This window comes from Caulobacter sp. GW821-FHT10F06 (assembly GCF_058809215.1).
In genome coordinates this window covers 1-19299 of record NZ_JBXASK010000008.1, presented here as the reverse complement: position 1 = coordinate 19299, position 19299 = coordinate 1, and the positions used below count along the sequence as shown (strand labels likewise).

The following is a 19299-nucleotide window of genomic DNA, read 5'->3' as shown; positions in this document are numbered from 1 at the left end:
TCTCGCCGTCTGGACTGACTGGCTAGCGGGCGGTGGCCGCCGCGCCGGCGATCAGGGCCAGGGCCTCGCTCTCGGCGACGACCTCGGCGTACTTGGCCTGCAGGTCGAAGAGGTTGGCCTCCTGCACGCGTTCGTCACGGTCGCCGGCGGCTTCGCGCACGACGAACGGGATGAACCCGTACTGCAGGGCGTCCAGGGCGCTGGCCCGCACGCAGCCCGAGGTCGAGAAGCCGCCCATCACCACGGTGTCGACGCCCATGGCCGTCAGGGTCGAGGCCAGGTGGGTGCCGAAAAAGGCCGAGGCGTATTGCTTGGAGATCACCACCTCGCCCTCGATCGGCGTGATTTCCTTGGGGAAGGCGCCCAGGGGCGAGCCGGCCTGGAAGGCTTTCAGCGCCGGCACCTTTCGATAGAAGACGCCGCCGTCGCGACCGCCGACGCCGGCCTGGTAGACGACGTTGGTGAAGATCACCGGGATGCCGGCCTCGCGCGCCGCCTTCAGGAGGCGGGCGTTGCTGGCCAGGGCTTCCTCGACGCCGGCATAGAGCGGCGAGTCCGGCAGCAGATAGGCGTCCACCACGTCGATGATCAGTAGGGCGGGCCGCTGGCCGAAGGCCAGGCGTCCGCCGAAGCCGGCCTTGTGATAGTCCGCGTTCAGGTCTTCGGCCATGTCTCGTTCCGTGCGTCGCCCTCGTCCTTCGACAAGCTCAGGATGAGGGCGAATTTGATGTCCGTGCAGTCGAAATCCTCATTCTGAGCCTGTCGAAGGACGAGGATTTCGTTCGAGGCGGTTAGATGACCCCGCTCTTGGCGAAGGCGGAAAGCTGATCGGCAGACAGGCCCAACTCCGCGCCCCACACCGCCGCATTGTCCTGGCCGACCGCCTGGGAGGCGATGGCGCGGACGCCGCCGGGGGTCTTGGACAGCTTGGGCATGACGTTCTGCATCGGCAAGGCCCCCCAGCGCGGGTGGTCCAGGGTGACGATCGACTCGCGGGCCTCGAAGTGCGGATCGGCCAGCATCTCGGGCGCGCGATAGATCTTTCCGGCCGGCACGCCTGCGGCGATCATCTTCGCCTCGACGGCGTCGACGGTCAGGGTCTTGGTCCACGCTTCGATCAGGGCGTCGAGCGCCTTCTGGTTCTTGCCGCGCTGGACGTGGTTCACATAGTCCGGATGCTGGGCCAGATCGGGCTGATCCATGGCCTTGCACAGGCGTCCGAACACCGTGTCCTGGTTGGCGGCGATCAGGTAGTCGCCGTCCAAGCAGTGATAGACGTTCGACGGCGCGATGCCGGGCAGGACCGAGCCCGAGCGCTCGCGGATGTAGCCCATCACCTGGTAGTCCGGGATCAGGCTTTCCATGACCTGAAGCACCGCCTCGTAGAGCGAGCTGTCGACCACCTGGCCTTCGCCGGTCTTGTCGCGATGGCGCAGGGCGGCCAGGGCGCCGAGGCACCCGTAGGTCGCCGCCAGGGCGTCGCCGATCGAGATGCCCATGCGCGAGGGCGCGCGATCCGGGTCGCCGACGATGTGCCGCCAGCCGCCCATCGCCTCGCCGATGCCGCCGAAGCCGGCGCGGTCGGCATAGGGACCCGTCTGGCCATAGCCCGAGACGCGCACCACGATCAGGCCGGGATTGGCCTTCTGCAGCTCCAGCGGATCCAGACCCCAGCCCTCCAGCGTGCCGGGGCGGAAGTTCTCGATCAGGATGTCGGCCGTCTCGATCAGCTTGCGGGCCAGGGCCTGACCTTCGGGCACGCGGAGGTTGGCCGAGACCGTGCGCTTGTTGCGCGCCACGACTTCCCACCACAGCGGATAGTCGCCGCGACCCCAGTCGCGCATCGGGTCGCCCTTGCCGGGCGGCTCGATCTTGATGACGTCGGCGCCCATGTCGCCGAGCAGCTGGCCGCAGAACGGACCGGCGATCAGCTGGCCCATTTCCACGACGCGGAGGCCCTTCAAGGGGCCTGTGTTTTCAACCGTCATGACGCTTACGACCTACTCCGCCGCCAGGGCCAGCGGCGCGTTGCGCCACACGGGCGGACGCGGCGCGGGCAGGCCGGTGTCGGCCAGGCACGAGGCGCGCAGCTCGTCCAGCGACGGGCCGCGATCGAACACTTCCAGCGGGCCGCGTTCGCCGCGAATCTTGGCGCGGAGGGCCTCGGTGGCGGCCGCATCGACCTTGCCGGCCGCGTCCAGCACTACGCCGAAGCGCTTGGCGCCCTCGGCGCTGACCAAACCGCGCGCGACTTCCAGCTCGACCAGTTCGACCTCGCGCTCCAGCGGATCGCCCCAGCCGCCGCCGCCCCAGGTGACGAAGTGCAGCAGGTCGCCCTTGTCGACCTGGACGCCGTCGCACTTGGAGGGCAGGGCGATGCTCTCGCCATTGGCCTTGTCCAGGCGCTTCCACGAGCGCGCGCCCGGAGTCCCGCCGTTGACGCCCCACGGCGGCACGAACCAGCGGTCGTCATGGATGGCGATCACGCCCGGCTCGGTGAAGCGGTAGGTCATGTGGATGCCGTTGCCGCCCCGGAAGCGCCCGGCGCCGCCGCTGTCGGCCACGCTCTCGTAGCGCTCGATGACCATCGGGAAGTAGCGTTCCAGGAACTCGTTCGGCACGTTGGTGAAGCCCGGCCACAGCGAGTGACCGTCGGCGCCGTCGCCGAACGGACGGCCCGGAATGCCGCCGAAACCGATCTGGAACAGCTGGAACCATTCGCCCTTGCCGTCATAGCCCGAGAACATCAGGTGCGGCGACGACGAGAAGCCGGCGGCGCACAGGAATTCCGGAGTCTTTTGGCCCAGCAGCGCGCCCAGCACGTCGAAGATGCGGCCCAGGGCGTGGGTGCGGCAGGAGAGGGCGGCCGGGAACTTCGGCTTCAGCAGACTGCCTTCGGGGATGCGCACGTCGACCAGATCGTAGAACCCGTCATTGAACAGGATCTGCGGGTCGAAGACCATGATCATGTAGATGCCGAAGAACATCTTGAACATGTTCTCGTTCATCAGGAAGTTGATCGACGAGTCCGACTGCGGATCGGTGCCGTCGAAGTCGAGGATGACCTTCGAACCCTCGCGCCACATGGTGCACTTGATCTTGAACGGACCGGCGCCCTTGCCGTCGTCGCAGATATAGTCCTCGAACGACACCGGCTCTTCGCCGATCGCGGTCGAGATCAAGTGACCCATGGCGCGATGGTTGCGGGCCAGCAGTTCCTTCAGCGCCGAGGTGAAGACGTCGTCGCCGAAGCGCTCGCAGATCTCGACCACCCGGCGGCCGGCCACGCGGCACGAGGCGACGATGGCGTGCAGGTCGGCCTTGAACCACTCGGGCATGCGCGATTGGTGGGCGGCGATGCGAACGATATCGCTCTGCAGTTCGCCCTTGCGGTACAGCTTCACCGGCGGCAGGCGGAAGCCTTCCTCGAAGATCGAGTTGGCGTCGGTGGGTAGCGAGCCGGGCACCTTGCCGCCGACATCGGTCATGTGGCCGAACATCGCCGACCAAGCGATCAGGCGGCCATCGCGGAAGATCGGCGCGATGCACAGTTGGTCGGAGGTGTGGCTGATGGCGCCTTCGACCGAATAGGGGTCGTTGACCAGGATGATGTCGCCTTCCTCAATCTCGCCGTCATAGCCCTTCAGGAAGCCGTCGATGAACGAGCCGAACTGGCCGACCACCATCTTGCCGTCGCGATCGGCGATCAGCGGGAAGGCGTCGCCTTGCTCGCGGATGCCGGGCGACAGGGCGGTGCGGAACAGGGTGGCGTCCATCTCGACCCGCGCGTTGCGCAGGGCGTTCTCGATGATGTCCAGGGTGACCGGATCGACGTCGGCCTTGCCGAACGGGGCCGGGTTGGTTTCCAGGATGCGAGCGGCCATGACTCAGGCCTCCTTCACGGGATTGATCAGGATGACGCCATAGGCGTCGACGACCGCTTCGCAGTCGGGGAGGACGAGCGTGGTGGAGTCCATCTCGGTGACGATGGCCGGGCCGACGATCCTGTCGCCGGCGCGGAGCTTGGACCGGTCGTAGATCACCGCAGGGCGCATGGCGCCGTCGGCCCAGACCTGGTGGTCGCGGATCTTGGCGCGCGACGGATCACCGTCGCCCTTCTCGATCTCCAGCGTCGGGATTTCCTGCACCTTGCCCATGGCGACGGCGCGCAGGTTCACGAACTCATGCTCGGCGTCCATGTTGAAGGTGAACAGGCGCCTGTGCTCTTCGTCGAAGGCCGCCGCCAGGCGGGCCAGACCGCCGGCCTTCAGGTCGTCCAGGGTCACGACCATCGGCACTTCGAAGGCCTGGCCGTGATAGCGGACGTCGATCTCGAAGCTGGTCTCGATCTCGGCGTCGGTGACGCCGTCGGCCTTCAGCGTGGCGCGGATCTGGTCGTCCATCTCCTTGAAGAACGACAGCACCTCGGTCTCGGTCGCCGATGAGATCCGCTTGGAGTAGGAGCGCGCCGTTTCCGTGCGCATGCGGGTGGTCGCGTCGCCCAGGGCGCACAGCACGCCGGGCGAGACGGGCGACACGGCGGGCCAGGAGCCCATGAGCTTGGCCACCGCGTTGACATGCAGGGGGCCGGCGCCGCCGAAGCCCATCAGGGCGAAGTCGCGCGGGTCATAACCCTGCTGCACCGAGATCATGCGCAGCGCGCCGAACATGTTCTCGTTGACGATGTCGATGATGCCGCGCGCCGCTTGATAGAGGTCGATGCCGAGTGCGTCGGCGATGGTCTGCACCGCCGTGCGGGCCGCTTCGCGATCCAGCTTGAAAGCGCCGCCCAGCAGGTCTTCCGGCAGGTAGCCCAGCACGACATTGGCGTCGGTGACCGTGGGAGCGGTGCCGCCCTTGCCATAGGCGGCCGGCCCCGGCGCGGCGCCGGCCGACTCAGGGCCGACACGCAGGGCGCGGGTCAGTTCGGGGACCTTGGCGATCGAGCCGCCGCCGGCCCCGACCGTCTTGACGTCCAGCGACGAGGCGCGGACCGTGAGGTGCCCCACGTCGGTGGTGCGCACGCGGCGCGGCTCACCGTTCTCGATCAACGCCACGTCGGTCGAGGTACCGCCGACGTCGAGCGTCAGAATGTTCTTCAGGCCCGAATTGCGGGCCACCCACAGGGCGCCGGTGACGCCGCCGGCCGGGCCGGACATCAGCAGACTGACCGGATGCTCTTCGGACTTCTCCGACGACATCAGGCCGCCGTCCGAGCGCAGCAGGGCGATGCGGCCCTGCATGTCCAGGCCCCGCAGTTTGTCGCGCAGGTTCTTGACGTACTTGCTGACGACGGGACGGACCGAGGCGTTGGCGACGGTGGTCAGGGTGCGCTCGTATTCCTGCATCTCGGGCAGGACCTCGTGCGACAGCGACACCAGAACGCCCGGTAGGATCTCGGCGGCCAGCTCGGCCACGCGGCGCTCGTGCGCGCCGTTGAGGTAGGCGTTCATCAGGGCGATGGTCACCGCCTCGACGCCCTGGACCTTCAGCTTGGTCAGCTGGGCGCGGACATCGACCTCGTCCAGCGGGCGAACTTCCTTGCCGGCCGCGTCGATGCGGCCCTTGATCTCGACCGTGTCCTCCAGCTTGGCCAGGGGCTCGGGCTTGGGCCAGATGATCCAGGCGGCCAGACCGCCGGGCACCAGCGAGCGGGCGATCTGCATCACCTGCTGATAGCCCTCGGTGGTCACCAGGCCGACCCGCGCGCCCTTGCCCTCGAGTACGGCGTTGGTGGCCACGGTGGTGCCGTGCAGGAAGACGTCGACGTCCGACGGCTTGACCCCGGCCTTCTCGCACACCGCATTGACGCCGGTCATCACGCCTACCGAGCTGTCGTGCGGCGTCGACGGCGTCTTGTGGCGCCAGAAGTCGCCCGTCGCCTCGTTCAGCAGCAGGAGGTCGGTGAACGTCCCCCCAACATCCACGCCCAGTCGGTAAGCCATCTTCTCGTGTCTCTCTTCTGGCGACGTCGGGCCCAGGAACGCGGGCCGCGACGACGATCGGCTCAAGATTCCATGATCGCGGCGGACGACCCGCCGCGAGATGGTTCTGACCGCCCTGCGGGCGCCGTCGCCGACGACCGCGGGGCGGGTGGGACTAGAACTTCACGCTGAGCTCGACCCCGTAGGATCCGCCGGCGGCCGGCGACCCGAAGGCCCCGCCGAACTCCGGCGCGGGGATCACCTCGGTCAGGTACTTCTTGTCGAGGATGTTCTGGCCGAAGGCGGTCAGCGACCAGGTGTCGGCCTCGATGCCGACGCGCAGGTCGACGGTCGTGAAGGCGTCGCGGCGGGTCTTGCTGTAGTTGGCGCGACCAAGGGCCCCGTAGCTCAGCTCGAACACCGTCGGGTTGTCCTGGCCCTGGACGACGTGGAACCAGGTCGGGCCGGTGCCGCGCACGTCGGCGCGGACCTTCAGGGTCAGGTCGTCGGGCAGGGGCTGGGCGTAGGTCGCCGCCAGGTTCCAGGTGTATTTGGGCGTGTAGGGCGACTCGTTGCCGACGGTGTCGGGCCGCACGCTGTTCTTCTTGATCTCCGAGTCGGTATAGGCGCCCGAGGCTTCCAGGGTCAGCCGATCGGCGACCTTCCAGCCCAGGCCCAGCTCCGCGCCCTGGATGTCGACCTTGTCGATGTTGGACACCACCCGCAGCAGGCCGAACGGGCCGACGAAGAACTCGAAGAACTGCATGTCGTCGACGGCGGTGCTGTAGGCGGCCGCGTCCACGGTCAGGCGGCCGTTGAAGAGGCGGCCCTTGGCGCCGATCTCGAAGCTGTCGGACACTTCCTTGGCGAAGTCGTCGCGGATCGTGACGGGCTTGTAGCCGGCGGCCACGCGCACCGGATTGATGAAGGCGTTGACCGTCGCGGCGCTGCCCTGGCTGTTGAAGCCGCCCGACTTGAAGCCCACGCCCCAGTCGGCATAGACCGTCCAGTCGGGGCTGGCCTTCCAGCGCAGGGCCACCTTGGGCTGGACCTGATCGAAGGTCTTTTCCTGGTCCTTGATGCCGCCCGGATTGAGCGTCGGATCCAGGCCCGGATTGAGCGGAGCCGAGCCGGTGTAGGGCGGGCCGTTGAAGTCGATATATTTCGTGCGGGCCGCCGTCGGGATCAGGTTGTGGACCTTGCGGTCCTCGCGGTCGTAGCGCAGGGCCAGCGAGGCCTCTACGGACGGGACGATGTCATAGGCCAGCTGGCCGAACACCGCGCCGACGTCGCTCTTGAAGTCGTCCCAGACCAGCTGCTCGGTGGAGTAGGGGCCGGTGGCCACATACAGCGACTTGGGAACCTCGCCGCCGCCGTCGATGCCCGTGGCGACGCCGACCTCGCGATCGATGTGCAGGTAATAGGCCCCGGCCATCCAGCGCAGGCGCTGGTCTGACGGCGAGGCCAGGCGGACCTCGCCGCTGACGTCCTTCTGGTCGCGCTTCTGGTACTGGTAGCCGTCGCAGGTGGTGGGCGAATAGGCCCCGAAGAACGACGCGCCCGGCGTCGGGGCCAGGAACTGCGGCGAAGGCATCGTCACGCCGTTGGCCGCAAGGTTGGCCACCGATCGTATACAGGCCGGGTCGGCGTTGAAGAACCCGAACGAAGCCGAGGTTCCATCGGCGACTAGGTCGTTACGGATGTCGGAATACAGCGCCCAGGCTGTCAGGGTGGCGAAGCCCAGGTCGTGGTCGAGCTTCAGCGAGGTCTCGAACGCCGTCTGGTTGTTGGTGTGCGGGACGTTGTTCTGGAAGGTGAACTTATGGTCGTTGACGTCCTCGTTGTACGAGGGCGTGGCCAGCACCGAGGCGAAGGACGGCAGCGAGAAGATGGCGTTGTAGGCGATCGATCCAGCTTCCAGCTCGCCGTAGCGGATCTTGAAGTCCAGCTTGGTGTCGTCCGACAGGCGGGCCACCAGGCGGCCGTTGATGTTGCCGCCGCTGAAGCGGTCGACTGCCTTGCCGCCGAAGTCGCTGTCGTAGAAGCCGTCGGTCTTGCGCCAGTCGGCCGACAGGCTGCCCGAGAGCGTGTCGCTGAGCGGACCGGCCAGGCGTATCTCGCCGGTATAGGCGTTGCGGTTGGCGGCGCTGATCTTGGCCCCGCCCTCGAAGCTGTCGCCGGGCTCGACCGTGGTGACGATGATCGCGCCGGCGGCGGCATTGCGGCCGTAGACCGCGCCCTGCGGGCCCTTGACCACCTCGATCTGGCGCAGATCCGAGAACTCGCGGTTGAAGGCGGCGGGGTTGGCCATCTGCACGCCGTCGATGACGAAGGCGAACGAGGCCTGGGCGTCACGGGCGCTATTGACGCCGCGGATGTTGACCTGGGCGTCGCCCTGTTCGGCGGCCTGAACCAGGCTGACGCCGGGGGTCAGGGCCACGAAGTCACCGGCCCGGGCGACGCCGGCGGCTTCCAGCGTGGCCTGGCCAAGGGCCGAGACGGAGGCGGGCACGTCGCGCAGGCTTTCGGCTCGCTGGCGCGCCGTGACGACGATTTCCTCGACCGCGATCGGCGCGGATTGGGCCAGAGCAGCGCCCGCCCAGGCCAGCGCCAGGATGGAACCGCCGGTCAAGGCCATGGCCTTCTTCAGAGTCGTCATGATCAGCCCCTCAGTGATCCAGATTGTGTGCAAAGTCGTTCGTGTTTATCCGTCAGGCGGCGTTTGATAGTCGTATATCGGCGTTATCAACGCAGATTGTATACAACTTTGCAAAGCGTCAATGTGTATGCTGCGACCGGAACCCGACGGAGATGTGCTGTGTCGACCGTGAGCGCTCGCGCCTACGAAATGGTCAGGTCCCTGATCGTGGAAGGGCGTTTCGGGCCTGGAGAGCGTCTGAAAGAGGATGAGCTGACGGCTCTGTGCGACGTCTCGCGCACGCCCGTCCGCGAAGCCCTGCGTCGCCTTGCGGTCGAAGGCCTGGTGGTGATTCTGCCCAACCAGGGCGCCCATGTCGCCGCCATGGACCCCAGCGAGATCGAGGAGATCTATGCGCTGCGGGCGATGATCGAGAGCCACGCCGCCCGCCGCGCCGCCACGCGCCTGACGCCCGACGCCTTGGTCCGGCTGAATGAGCTGGCGGGCGAGATGGAGGCCGTGGTCGCCACCGGCGGCGCCAATGTCCACGAGCGGTTCCCGGTGCTGAACGGCGAGTTCCACCGACTGATTCTCGACGCCGCCGCCAGCCCGCGCCTGTCGACCATGGCCGGCATGGTGGTCGAGATCCCGCTCGTCCTGCGCACCCTGGCGCGCTACTCCGACAAGGAGCTGGAGCGCTCGCAGCACCATCACCGTGAGCTGATCGCCGCCTTCGAGGCCCGCGACGCCGAATGGGCGGGCGCGGTCATGCGCAGTCACATCCAGGCCGCCTCGCACGCCGTCGTGCGCGGTCTCTCCCAACCGTAGAGCGTTCCATGACTTCCAGGCTTGATATCATCGAGGTCGCGCCGCGCGACGGCCTTCAGAACGAGAAGGTCATGGTCGACGCGGCCGACAAGGCCGCGCTGGTGCTGTGCGCCGTCGAGGCCGGGGCGCGTCGCATCGAGGCCGTTAGCTTCGTCAATCCGCGCGCCGTGCCGCAGATGGCCGACGCCGAGGCGGTGATGGAACGGCTGCGCGGCGAACGCGACCTGCGGGCTGAAGGCGTGTCGCTGATCGGCCTGGTGCTGAACCGCCGGGGCCTGGACCGCGCCATCGCCGCCCAGGTCGACGAGGCCAATTTCGTGGTCGTGGCCAGCGAGACCTTCAACGCCCGCAACCAGGGCGTCCCGATCGCCGAGACCCTGCGCCAGATCGGCGAGGCGCCGGCCGTGGCGCGCCAGGCCGGCCTGAAGCTGGGCGTCACCATCGGCGCGGCCTTCGGCTGTCCGTTCGAGGGCGAGGTGTCCCAGGATCAGGTGGTGCGGATCGCCGCCGAACTGGCCGACTTCGGGGTCGAGGAGATCGCCCTGGCCGACACGATCGGCGTGGCCGATCCCCTGGTCGTCGAGCAGCGCTTCGAGGCGGTCCGCGCAGTCGCGCCGAACGTCCGCCTGCGGGGGCACTTCCACAACACCCGCAACACGGGCCTGGCCAACGCCTTCGCCGCCTGGCGCGTGGGGGTGGAAAGCCTGGACGCCTCGATCGGCGGCATCGGCGGCTGCCCATTCGCCCCGGCCGCCACGGGCAACATCCCGACCGAGGACCTGGTCTACATGCTGGGGCGGATGGGGGTGGAGACCGGCTACGACCTGGACCGGCTGATCGCCGCCGCGGGCTGGCTCAAGGGCGTGCTGGGCGCGACCAGCCTGCCGGGCATGGTCTCGAAGGCGGGCGGGTTTCCGGCGGCGGCGGCCTGAACGGCATTGCGTCCTTCGAGGCCCGCTGCGCGGGCGCCTCAGGATGAGGAGCATGTTGCTCTGAATTCCTCATCCTGAGGTGCGAGGCGTAGCCGAGCCTCGAAGGACGCAGAGCGCCTAGTACTTCAACCCCACCGCCACGCTCAGCGGCGCGGCGCCGACCTCGACGGCCGAGTCGTCGAACTTCGGCGGGCCGAAGCGGGCCTTGGGATCGCGTGACAGGCCCACGCCGTCGGCGGGCAGGCCCAGGGCGGTCTTCTTCATCACGCCGTCGCCGTCCTCGTCATGGAAGGCCATGAACGACCATTGACCGGCCGGCACATTGGGCAAGCGGACGGTGACCGTCCCGGCCGCGGCCGCGGTCTTGGCGTTGATGGGGCAGGTCTTCAGGAACGTGGCCTTGTCGCAGGCCGAGACCACGATCTGGCCCTTGGCGCTGGAGACCCCGGAAACGCGAACCTCCACGGAGGCCGCGTGCGCGACCCCCGTGGCGGCCAGCGCGGCAAGAAGGGCGAGGATGCTCGGTCCCGCGATCTTCATGGCGCTACTCCGCGGCCTGGGGCGTTGCAGCGCCGCCATGCCGTTGCTTGAGGGCTTCCTGCCGGATGCGCTCGCCGTCGATCAGCGGCACGGTCTTGAGCAGGAAGTCCTTGGCCTCCTTGGGATCGGCGCGATCGGGCGAGGGGATGACCATCGCCCGCTTGCCGTTGATGTCGCGCTCCATGGCGTCGACATCCAGGGCCCAGCCCTTCTCGATCAGCTCGCGGCGCTTGTTGCGCCAGGCCACCATGATGCCGTCCGACTTCACGCTGACTTCCTCGTGCAGATAGACCGGCAGCAGTTCGGGGCAGATCTTTTCCATGATCACCCGGTCCTGCTCGAAGATGCGCAGGGTGCGGCGGCGGCTGTCGCCGTCCCACATCTTCGCGGTCAGGAAGTTTCGAGCCATGATCCAGCGGGTGATCGTGGTGGTCTCATCGATCGGCGTGTTGACGTCGAAGATCACCGTCGACCAGGTCGGCGTCGGCCGGATCTGGATGCGCACGTGGGCGCCCGAGACGTGGAAGCCGTTGCGCACCGTGACCATGCTGCGCTTGGACTTGCGGAAGAGCTTCCACACGCCCTTGTACTCGGGCGGCACGAACTTCAGTTCGGCATAGGCCGACCACTCGTCCTGCTCGAGCGTGAACTCGTGCACCTGCGGGGCTTCCTTGTCGCCGAACGAGGGGTGGACGAAGGCCGCGTGCGAGGGGTCGATGCCGTTCTCGGTGATACGGGCGTAGTTGGCCTTCCACTCGTAAGTTCCGCGGATGCAGCGCCACGCGGGGTCCTCAAATTCGGGGAAGGGCGGCAGGGGCGGGCGGTCGGCCTCGGCGGCGTCGCCCATAAACACCCAGATCATCCCGTACTTTTCCTGCACGGGGTAGGAGTCGATCTTGGCGCGGGGCGGGATCTTGGCGGCGGGATCCTGGGACGGGATCTTCACGCACTTACCGCCGCCGTTGAAGCGCCAGCCGTGATAGGGGCACTCGATGGCGTCATCGACGACCATGCCGCTGCCCAGGGACGCGCCCCGGTGGATGCAGACGTCCGACAGGCAGCTGACCTTGCCCTTGGAGTCGCGGAACACCACGAACTCCAGGCCCAGCATCTTGACCCGCTTGTGGCCGCCCTTGGGAATCTCGTCGCTGTACTCGGCGACGTACCATTGGTTCTTGATCATCGCGCCATCTCCGGCTCGGGTTGGCGCGGCGCGGCGGCATCAGCCGTCAAGCCGCGAAGAATGAGATTGGGGATGAGGGTGTCATCCCAGTCCTCGACATCGACGCCGTCGCGCAGGATCACCAGCTTCTGCGAGGGGATGATCCAGAGGCGACGCTTGCCCCAGCCGTCAAGGAAGATCGCGTCCTCGGCGTCGATCGGCGCGGTGGCCTTCTGGCTCTTGTCGGGACGCACGGGGGAGTAGATGCGATTGGCCACGAACGGGCGGCCGCGCCAGATCTGGTAGCCGTAGCCGGGATTGGCCTTGGACGGCGCGCTCATCGCGGCGACGTAGTCTGCGGGGAGGACCTGCTGGTCGTTCCAGGTACCGCCGTTGGCCAGCATCGCGCCGATCCGCACCCAGTCCTCGATCTCCGAGGCCATGCAGCAGTCGCCGTGTGCCAGGCCGCCGTCCTTCGACAGCCAGACCCGGCCGTCGTGCATCCCCAGCGGCTTGAAAAGCTTGCGGCTCATATAATCGGCGTAGCGTTCGCCGGTGGCGCGCTCGACGATCAGGGCCAGCACGATCGGGTCGGTGTTGTGGTGGCCCCACACCTTGCCAGGCGGATTCTTCAATGGCAGGGCCAGGTTGGTCTTGGCCAGTTCCGGCGACAGGAAGGTGCGGATCGTCACCGAGTTCGGGCCATAGGCGAAGTCCGGCGGGGTGATGCCCGACGACATCTGCAGCAGGTTCTTGATCGTGATCGTGCTGCGCTCGTCGCCCTTCCATTCCGGCAGGAAATCGGCGGCCGGCTGGTCGACCGACTTGATCTTGCCGTCGGCGATCGCCGCGCCGATCAGCAGGCCGGTCACGGTCTTGGTGAAGGAGTGGGCTTTCATCATCGTGCGCGGGCCTGCGCCGTTCCGGTAGCGCGAATAGATCAGCTTGCCGTCGCGAACGACGACCAGGGCGTCGCTGCCATGGCCTTGCGCGTAGGCGGCGGCCTTGTCGAGCGCCTCGGGCGAGACACCGACGGCCTGCGGCGCGGCCTTGGGCAGGCCGGCGTCCGGCGCGCCCTTCACCACCTCGATCGGCTTGTACCAATCCAGCGGCGGCTCCAGCGGGTTGACCGTCAGGGCCTTGAAATAGCGACTCCAGAAGAGCGGCTCGGTGGCCCAGGTCGCGGCGCCGGCCAAGGCCAGCACCCCCGCGCCGATCAGCAGGATCCGGCGCTTGCGCATCAGGCGGCCTTCACTTCGGCGATTGAGGTGACGCCGAACGGGATGTCGAGCTTGACGCTGGCGACGGTTTCGCCGCTGGTGAGGTCGATCTTGGCCAGGGCGCCGGAGAAGAAGTCGCCGGCCCAGAAGGCCTTGCCGTCGTCGGTGGCGCGGATGAACGACCAGCCGCGGCCTTCCGGCACGGCGTATTTGCGGACGACCTCGCCGGCCTGGTTCACGCGGCGAACCTCGCCGCCGCAGCACACCAGCACGTCGTCGCCCGGGATGGCGGCCAGACCGAACACCATGCCCGGCGGGTCGGCGCGGACATAGAGCGGCTCCAACTGCTGGTCGGCGTCGATGTCGTAGCGATAGACCGTGTTGCCGGTCTCGGAGACGTAGGCCACGGTCTTGCCGTCGCTGAACAGAGTCAGGTGTGTCACGCCGAGGAAGCCCATGACGCCGCCGTGATATTGCGGACGGTAGAAGCGCACCAGGCGGCCCTCGGCGTCGAACCGCGCCAGGCGGCCTTCGCCGTTGAACGGCGGGGCGATGCCGCACAGATGCTCGCCCGCCAGCGCGCCGCCGTCCTTCAGGAAGACCATCGAGCCCAGGCCGCGCCCGGGCAGCAACGGCGCCGAGGGGAGGCGGCGGCCGTCGGCGGCGATGCGGGTGACGCTGCGCGCAAAGGGGTCCAGCGCGGTCAGATCGCCGGTGGAGGGGTTCACCGCGATCCCGGAGACCATCCCGAAGTCACCGGTGTGAAGCGTGGCTTTCACCGACAGGTCTGGTCCCAGCAGCAGGATGCGCGACAGGCCAAGCTTGAGAGACTGGTCAGTGACCAGGGTGGCGGCCACCCATAGATCACCCGTTTCGGGTTTGACGGGGAACGAGAGGGGATCGCCAAACATCGATGTCTCCGCACAATGCGCGAGTCCGCGAAGGCGGACCTGATGAGACCATCTATAAAAGTGACCGATCGGTCAAGTTTTATTGTTCTGCGGTTTCTCGCCTGGTGGGGATTCCGGATTCATAACGCTGCATGACGTGGTCCAGCATGCCGACCACCTCGTCCCACGCCTTGTCCTCGTTGAGGTCGAAGCCGAAGAAGTTGGGCTCGAACTTGGCGCGCATGCCGATGTACGAGACCGCCGGCAGCATCATCATGGCGATGGCCAGCAGTTCGCGGTCGGTGCTGCGCTCGCCGATGAACAGGCGCTCGTACTCTTCCCAGATGCGAATCCGCACCGCCATGACCGCGTCGCGCAGCTCGGGCGGGCCTGCGAACTCGCCGGCCATGATGGTGGCGACGGCCGGGTGGGCGCGCAGGCTGCCGGCATAGGTCTTCACCAGCACGCGTAGGCGCTCCATGGCCGGGCGCTGGTGGAAGGTGTCCAGCGGTTCGGCGATCATGTCTTCCAGGCGCGGCCAGATTCCGGTGCGCCGCACCCAGGCGTCGGCCACGCCGCCCAGCCCGCCGAAATAGTCATAGATTTGTTTCTTGCCGACGCCGGCTTCTTTGATTAGGGCGTTCACACCCGCATCGTGAACGCTTCCGCGCTCCATCAGGCGGCCAAAAGCCTCAACGATCGCCTCTTCCGTGGCGATCCGTCGCGACTGACGTGGCTTGGCAGCGGGGTCGACCTTAGTCAGCATCATAAAGCTTACCTGAACTCCTATCCGATGGACGGTCAAACACGTTATCGCAAGTCCTGCCGCGTCCGCGCTCCATCATCTTCCTTCTCGGGGAACAACCGTACGTAAAACTGCGGGGTCTGGTCGAGATACGAAGAGGGGTGTCATGACTAAGTCGGCAATGAATATCTACTGCGCCAGTGCGAGCGCTCTTACACTTTTGATCTGTGCGGGGGAAGCTTCCGCGCAAGCGACATCTTCGGGAGAGGCCACCGTAATTGGTGAAATCCTGGTTACGGCCCGCAACAAGGCTGAATCACTGCAATCGGTTCCGATCACGATCAACGCCGTTTCGGCCGAGACGATCGAGCGTCGCAATATCTCCGATATCTCGCGGGTCGCGCAATCGACCTCGGGCCTGACCTTCGACCAGGGCCTGACGCCCAGCGACACCCGTCCCGCCCTGCGCGGCGTTCAGGCGGTTCGCGGTCGTCCGAACGTGGCGATCCTGGTCGACGGCGTGGACACCTCGTCGGAAGCCTTCGCCACCGCCGGCGGCGGTGCCCTGGCCAGCCTGCGCTTCGTCGACGCCGAGCGGATCGAAGTGGTGAAGGGCCCGCAGAGCGTGCTCTACGGCCGTTCGGCCTTCTCGGGCGCGATCAACTACATCTCCAAGCGTCCGAACACGGACGAGTTCGAGGGCAAGATCAGCCTGGAGGCCGGCGACTTCGGCCTGAAGGAAGGCAAGATCTCGCTGTCGGGTCCGGTCGCGCCGGGCCTCTCATTGGGCCTGAACCTGGGCGCCTGGGAGAATGACGGCCAGTACCGCAACTTCACCACCGGGGCCCGCGTCGGCGGCGGCAAATCGACTGGCGGCGCGATCAGCGCCCTGATCGAACCGACCAGCAATCTGTCGCTGTTCGTTCGCCTGCAAAGCTCGCACGAGGAATACGATCAGACCTCGCGTGTCCTGGTTCAGTCGGTCGACCCGCAGACGGGCCTAGCCAACACGGCCAACCTCGGCGTCTCGGTCACCGATCCGAAGACTCGCTATCCGGGTTACACGATCAAGGGCGATCTCAGCGACGCCGCCGCCGTCCGCAGCCAGCGCATCAACTATTCGGTCGATCCGCGCACCGGCAAGGACTTCGCGGGCACCGTGACCGACGCCACGCGTCTGACGTTCGACCTGAACTACGAAAGCGACTGGGGCAAGTTCACCGCCCTGACCGGCGCCACCACCGGCAAGACCACGCAGCTCCAGGACTTCGACAACGCCAACTACACGCTGTCGTCGAACGTGCTGCCGTCCTACGCGCCGCTGCTGAGCTTCTACGGCCCGCTCTATACCTATCTGGGCTTCCTGCGGTCGTACGGCGTGAACCTGTCGACCGTCGCGCCGGTCGGCGGCCTGCCGGCCATCGGCTATTCGGTGTTCCTGGACGACGTCTTCGACACCGACCAGTTCAGCCAGACCCTGCGCTGGAGCAAGGACTTCGGTCGCCTGCGGACGTCGGCGGAAGGCCTGTACTTCCACGAGAAGGCCAGCCAGATCAACAAGGACCAGTTCTGGCTGCGCGACGGCTCCGACCCGCGCCTGTCCGTTTTGACGGCCTTGTACCTGGGCGGCCTGGCCACCGAGAGCGGCGCCTATCGCGCGCCGACCACCTCGGCCAAGGAGACGGCGGACTATCCGCTGAAGATCTCGCGTGAAACCGACTCGCTGTCGTGGGCCGGCAGCGTCGAGTTCGACGTCACCGACAAGCTGACCATCCGCGGCGACGGCCGCTACATCGAGGAGCGGATCGCCTATCGCGGCAGCCCGTTCCAGCCGATGTACTACCGTCTGTTCGGCACCCAGCTTGTCTGTCTGGCTCCGCTGGGCTGCACCGCCGGTCCGGCCGCCACGGCCTCGGTCCGCGCGGCTCAGATCGCCCTGACGCAGCGCGTCGACAAGAAGACGGTCAAGGACCACGCCTTCACGCCGAACGTCGTCGTCAACTACGAGCTGACCCCGAAGAACTCGGTCTATGCGTCGTACGGCGAAGGCTTCAAGCCGGGCGGCGTCGACACCACCGGCACCAGCGGCTCGGTGGACAGCACCTTCAAGCCCGAGAAGCTCGAGACCTTCGAAATCGGCTCCAAGAACGTGTTCCTGGGCGGCGATCTGGTTCTGAACGGCGCGGCCTACTTCAACCGCTACAAGAACCAGCAGATCGGCACCACAAAGGTGCTGGGCGGCACCTCGGTTCCGTCGGTCGAGAACGCCGGTGAAAGCGAGAGCAAGGGCTTCGACCTGTCGGCCGACTGGCGCGTGACCCGCTGGGCTTCGCTGAACGCCAACTACACCTACACCAAGGCCAAGTTCACCGACTATGTCGTCACGACCCCGGGCTACTTCGACCGGATCGAGTCGAACAACGGTGTCTACACCGGCAACGCGGTGCCGCTGACGCCCAAGCACAGCCTGAACGTCTCGGCCCTGTTCCGTGGCGACGTGCCGTCTGTGGAGGGCTGGACCTGGACGACCGAACTGAGCGGCCGCTACCAGTCCAAGCGGTTCATGACCCAGAACAACCTGACCTGGCTGCCGAGCTACTTCGTCTCGGACCTGCGGGCCGGGATCACGGATGGCTCGTGGAGCGTGGATCTGTCGGTGACCAACCTGTTCAACGACGACACGCCGAAGAACGCGATCGCCGCCACCGATCTCAGCTTCTTCGACCTGTTCAACAACACGCCGCCACGCGCCTACGTGGTGAGCCTGCCTGAAAAGCGGGCCGGCTCGCTCCGCATCAGCCGCACCTTCTAGTCGCGACGCGGACATCACCAGGAAAGGCCCGGCGCCACCGCGCGCCGGGCCTTTTTCTTTGCGCTCAACAGTTTCCCAGGAGTCCGGCATGTCGTCGAAACCCGCGTCCGAAAACCGCTTCGGCTTCGTCGCCACCGAGCCCGGCGTCCGCGCTGGCAACATGTGGACGGTGCTCTACGCCTCGTTCGTCAATATCGGCCTGGCCACCACCGTGGCGATCATGACGCCCTACGTGCTGAGCGCCAATCTGGGCATCCCACTGGACCGACAGGGCACGGCCCTGGGCGTCCTGAACCTCGTGAACGAGTTGGCCCTGCTGGTGGTGTTCAGTCTGGCCGGCGCGCTCGCCGACCGGGTGGGTCGGCGGACGGTCTACGCCTTCGGCTTCCTGGCCACGGCGGTGGGCTATCTGGTCTATCCGCTGGCGACCAACCTGGTCGAACTCAGCGCTTTCCGCGTGGTCTACGCCGTCGGCATCGGGGCCACGACCGGCATGCTGTCGACCGTGCTGGCCGACTATGTGCAGCAGCGCGACCGGGGCAAGATCGTGGCCCTGTCGGGCATCCTCAACGGCCTGGGCGTGGTCAGCCTGGCGCTGGTGATCGGCCAGCTGCCGGCGATCTTCGTCAATTCCGGCATGGGCGAAAAGCAGGCCGGCCAAGTCGCCCTGGCCATCGCCGCGGTCATGTGCGTGATCTCGGCCGGCGTGATGTGGCTGGGCCTGAAGCCCGGCGCGCCGGCCCAACCGGGCGAGCGCGTGGGCCTGGGCAACCTGCTGGCCGTCGGTGTCGCCGCCGCCAAGGACAATCCCCGCATCGTGCTGGCCTACGCCTCGGCCTTCGTGGCGCGGGGCGACCTGGCCATCGTCGGCTCCTATGCCATCGCCTGGGGCAAGAAGGCCGCGCTTGAGAACGGCGCGACTCTGGCCGACGCGCTGGACAAGGGCCGCATCCCCTTCATCATCGCCCAGTCGGCGGCGCTGCTGTGGCCGGTGGCCATCGCTCTGATGATCGACAAGACGCACCGGCTGACGGCGCTGGCGATCTGCATGCTGCTGGGCGCGGTGGGCTATCTGGCGACTCTGCTGATCTCCGATCCGCTGGCCAGCGCAGCCATCCCGCTGTTCATGCTGCTGGGCGTTGGCCAGATCAGCGCCTTCATCGGCTCCCAGGCCCTGATCGGCAAGGAAGCGCCAGAAGCGGGCCGAGGCGCGGTCATCGGCTTCTTCAACCTGTGCGGCGCGGGCGGCATCCTGGTGCTGGGCACCGTGGGCGGCGTGATGTTCGACACCGTCGGGCCGCAAGCGCCGTTCGTGCTGGTGGGGGTACTGAATTTGGCCGTGGCCTTGGGCTGCATCGCCCTGCGGCTGCGCGCCCGCAACGATGCGGTGACCGCCTCGGTCTGACGCCGAAACGAAATCATCCGGATCGGCTGGGCCGATCCGGATGATGATTGGGTTTAGTCCCCGTAGCGAAAACCTCGTCCTTTGACAGACACAGGATGAGGTTTTCGATCGAAGGCTCGCAGTGGACCTTGTGTCTTGGATCTGAGTTTAAAGTGGTGATGCGGGCGGCTGTTAGCAGCAGCCGCCCGCCGCGACCTTGAGCC

At 67.1% G+C, this 19299-nt stretch carries 14 protein-coding genes and 1 pseudogene; 4 read left to right on the top strand and 11 right to left on the bottom strand.

The genetic code is table 11. The features are described from left to right. Window positions 1-22: 22 nt before the first annotated feature. The 5 genes from AC1RUS_RS17500 to AC1RUS_RS17480 form a co-directional block, all read right to left on the bottom strand. Complete coding sequence (locus AC1RUS_RS17500; protein WP_492917882.1) at window positions 23-670, bottom strand: isochorismatase family protein; 648 nt, start codon at window positions 668-670, stop codon at window positions 23-25. A 121-nt stretch (window positions 671-791) separates the two neighbouring features. Further along, complete coding sequence (locus AC1RUS_RS17495) at window positions 792-1964, bottom strand: CaiB/BaiF CoA transferase family protein (protein ID WP_492917881.1); 1173 nt, start codon at window positions 1962-1964, stop codon at window positions 792-794. Between the two features lie 36 nt (window positions 1965-2000). Then, window positions 2001-3884 carry a hydantoinase B/oxoprolinase family protein gene (locus AC1RUS_RS17490; protein ID WP_492917880.1) on the bottom strand — a complete coding sequence of 628 codons (1884 nt, stop codon included), beginning with the start codon at window positions 3882-3884 and terminating at the stop codon, window positions 2001-2003. A 3-nt stretch (window positions 3885-3887) separates the two neighbouring features. Then, complete coding sequence (locus AC1RUS_RS17485) at window positions 3888-5945, bottom strand: hydantoinase/oxoprolinase family protein (protein WP_492917879.1); 2058 nt, start codon at window positions 5943-5945, stop codon at window positions 3888-3890. A 154-nt stretch (window positions 5946-6099) separates the two neighbouring features. After that, entirely contained in the window at window positions 6100-8583 is a 2484-nt protein-coding gene (locus AC1RUS_RS17480) for a TonB-dependent receptor (protein WP_492917878.1), read from the bottom strand. 159 nt (window positions 8584-8742) lie between these two features. Between AC1RUS_RS17480 and AC1RUS_RS17475 the strand changes: the two genes are divergently transcribed. Next, window positions 8743-9390, top strand: coding sequence for a GntR family transcriptional regulator (locus AC1RUS_RS17475; protein ID WP_492917877.1), 648 nt, complete (start codon window positions 8743-8745; stop codon window positions 9388-9390). Between the two features lie 8 nt (window positions 9391-9398). Next, entirely contained in the window at window positions 9399-10322 is a 924-nt protein-coding gene (locus tag AC1RUS_RS17470) for a hydroxymethylglutaryl-CoA lyase (protein ID WP_492917876.1), read from the top strand. Window positions 10323-10329: 7 nt separating this feature from the next. Here the strand turns inward: AC1RUS_RS17470 and AC1RUS_RS17465 are convergent. From AC1RUS_RS17465 to AC1RUS_RS17440, 6 genes and pseudogenes are all read right to left on the bottom strand, one after another. Beyond that, window positions 10330-10441 (bottom strand): annotated as a pseudogene (locus AC1RUS_RS17465) (hypothetical protein); the annotation flags it as partial. Then, entirely contained in the window at window positions 10440-10862 is a 423-nt protein-coding gene (locus tag AC1RUS_RS17460) for a DUF2141 domain-containing protein (protein WP_492917875.1), read from the bottom strand. The gene AC1RUS_RS17460 and the pseudogene AC1RUS_RS17465, both read right to left, overlap by 2 nt. A gap of 4 nt (window positions 10863-10866) precedes the next feature. Next, window positions 10867-12045, bottom strand: coding sequence for an aromatic ring-hydroxylating dioxygenase subunit alpha (locus AC1RUS_RS17455; protein WP_492917874.1), 1179 nt, complete (start codon window positions 12043-12045; stop codon window positions 10867-10869). Then, window positions 12042-13265 carry a serine hydrolase domain-containing protein gene (locus tag AC1RUS_RS17450; protein ID WP_492917873.1) on the bottom strand — a complete coding sequence of 408 codons (1224 nt, stop codon included), beginning with the start codon at window positions 13263-13265 and terminating at the stop codon, window positions 12042-12044. The genes AC1RUS_RS17455 and AC1RUS_RS17450 overlap by 4 nt, the downstream gene beginning before the upstream one ends. Further along, window positions 13265-14155: an SMP-30/gluconolactonase/LRE family protein gene (locus AC1RUS_RS17445; RefSeq protein ID WP_492917872.1), complete on the bottom strand. Its 891-nt coding sequence runs from the start codon at window positions 14153-14155 to the stop codon at window positions 13265-13267. Before AC1RUS_RS17445 ends, AC1RUS_RS17450 begins: the two co-directional genes overlap by 1 nt. 79 nt (window positions 14156-14234) lie before the next feature. Beyond that, on the bottom strand, window positions 14235-14780 hold the full coding sequence (locus AC1RUS_RS17440; protein WP_492917871.1) for a TetR/AcrR family transcriptional regulator: 546 nt from the start codon (window positions 14778-14780) through the stop codon (window positions 14235-14237). A gap of 265 nt (window positions 14781-15045) precedes the next feature. Here AC1RUS_RS17440 and AC1RUS_RS17435 point away from each other — a divergent pair, with 265 nt between their 5' ends. Together AC1RUS_RS17435 and AC1RUS_RS17430 are read left to right on the top strand one after the other, a co-directional pair. After that, a complete protein-coding gene (locus AC1RUS_RS17435; protein ID WP_492917870.1) occupies window positions 15046-17691 on the top strand; it encodes a TonB-dependent receptor in 2646 nt (881 codons plus the stop codon). A gap of 88 nt (window positions 17692-17779) precedes the next feature. Beyond that, window positions 17780-19096: an MFS transporter gene (locus AC1RUS_RS17430; RefSeq protein WP_492917869.1), complete on the top strand. Its 1317-nt coding sequence runs from the start codon at window positions 17780-17782 to the stop codon at window positions 19094-19096. Window positions 19097-19299: the final 203 nt, after the last annotated feature.

Excerpts from the sequence above, each read along its gene's own strand:
- AC1RUS_RS17435 (WP_492917870.1), top strand. The coding sequence starts at position 15,046 with ATGACTAAGTCGGCAATGAATATCTACTGCGCCAGTGCGAGCGCTCTT.
- AC1RUS_RS17490 (WP_492917880.1), bottom strand. The coding sequence starts at position 3,884 with ATGGCCGCTCGCATCCTGGAAACCAACCCGGCCCCGTTCGGCAAGGCC.
- AC1RUS_RS17485 (WP_492917879.1), bottom strand. The coding sequence starts at position 5,945 with ATGGCTTACCGACTGGGCGTGGATGTTGGGGGGACGTTCACCGACCTC.
- AC1RUS_RS17500 (WP_492917882.1), bottom strand. The coding sequence starts at position 670 with ATGGCCGAAGACCTGAACGCGGACTATCACAAGGCCGGCTTCGGCGGA.
- AC1RUS_RS17445 (WP_492917872.1), bottom strand. The coding sequence starts at position 14,155 with ATGTTTGGCGATCCCCTCTCGTTCCCCGTCAAACCCGAAACGGGTGAT.
- AC1RUS_RS17460 (WP_492917875.1), bottom strand. The coding sequence starts at position 10,862 with ATGAAGATCGCGGGACCGAGCATCCTCGCCCTTCTTGCCGCGCTGGCC.
- AC1RUS_RS17430 (WP_492917869.1), top strand. The coding sequence starts at position 17,780 with ATGTCGTCGAAACCCGCGTCCGAAAACCGCTTCGGCTTCGTCGCCACC.
- AC1RUS_RS17455 (WP_492917874.1), bottom strand. The coding sequence starts at position 12,045 with ATGATCAAGAACCAATGGTACGTCGCCGAGTACAGCGACGAGATTCCC.
- AC1RUS_RS17470 (WP_492917876.1), top strand. The coding sequence starts at position 9,399 with ATGACTTCCAGGCTTGATATCATCGAGGTCGCGCCGCGCGACGGCCTT.
- AC1RUS_RS17450 (WP_492917873.1), bottom strand. The coding sequence starts at position 13,265 with ATGCGCAAGCGCCGGATCCTGCTGATCGGCGCGGGGGTGCTGGCCTTG.
- AC1RUS_RS17480 (WP_492917878.1), bottom strand. The coding sequence starts at position 8,583 with ATGACGACTCTGAAGAAGGCCATGGCCTTGACCGGCGGTTCCATCCTG.